The 882-nt window shown below is 52.7% G+C and carries 1 protein-coding gene and 1 pseudogene; both read left to right on the top strand.

Annotation, left to right across the window (positions count from 1 at the left end; all coding sequences use genetic code 11):
• Positions 1 to 111, top strand: a pseudogene (locus ABLN87_RS22280) (IS5/IS1182 family transposase); the annotation flags it as partial.
• A 307-nt stretch (positions 112 to 418) separates the two neighbouring features.
• A complete protein-coding gene (locus tag ABLN87_RS22275; protein WP_353014300.1) occupies positions 419 to 793 on the top strand; it encodes a hypothetical protein in 375 nt (124 codons plus the stop codon).
• Positions 794 to 882: the final 89 nt, after the last annotated feature.

Genomic DNA, 882 nt, shown 5'->3' with positions numbered 1-882 from the left:
ATGTTCGGCAGGCTAAAGGACTGGCGGCGCGTGGCAACCAGATACGACAGATGCCCAAAGGTCTTCCTGTCGGCAATCGCTCTCGCCGCAACCGTCATCTACTGGTTATGAGCCCAGAGCCCAGAGCCCAGAGCCCAGAGCCCAGATTAAATAAGTCAGTTTTATTGGTCCATTCCTATCGTAAACTGTAAACTCAAATTGTTGTTCACAACTGTGGGCAAGCAACCGTAACCGCTATGCATCGAAAACTACTCATTGCCTCCCCAGAGTAGCGCGGATACCCCCCCTTCCGTGGTAGATAGCATAGTGGTTACGGTTTTTGAGAAATAGCTGAAAGTTGGTGATGGCCCTGAGGGGCGGCATATGATGGCGTTGTTCAAGACACTGTCAATTCTCTGCAGAGAAAGGGATATGCCACATGACGAGAGATACCATCACCACCTTGCTTGGTCCAAGCGGATTCTCGGCTGATCTACTTCCCGACCTGATCCGATCAAGCGCAGGCCATCTGATTGAGCAGGCGGTTGAGGCTGAACTGAGCGTGTCGTTTGCGCAGTTTTCCAATGAAACGATGACAGATGGCCATGCGCGGACTGTCCAACATGGTCACCTGCCTGAGCGCGAGGTTATGACTGGTGTCGGTCCAGTTGCCGTGAAGGTGCCCTGCGTGCGGGAGCGAGGGCGGAAGGTTGAGGAGCTACGGTTTACATCGTCGACCCTACCGCCGTTCGTTGTATTTTGCCATCCATTCATCCAGATCGGTCTGCAGTTAGAGGTGGTCGCGGAAATTTAGACCAGCGGCTAAGATGGATCGCATGACGAAAGTGACGATCCAAAATGAAGAAACGCAAGAACCATTTGCCGGAGTTCAAGGCCAAGGTT

Source organism: Ruegeria sp. SCP10, from assembly GCF_040329495.1.
Classification (GTDB): Bacteria; Pseudomonadota; Alphaproteobacteria; order Rhodobacterales; family Rhodobacteraceae; genus Ruegeria.
Note: the sequence above shows the minus strand (reverse complement) of the source record. Positions and strands in the feature narration are given on the sequence as shown.

Excerpts from the sequence above, each read along its gene's own strand:
- ABLN87_RS22275 (WP_353014300.1), top strand. The coding sequence starts at position 419 with ATGACGAGAGATACCATCACCACCTTGCTTGGTCCAAGCGGATTCTCG.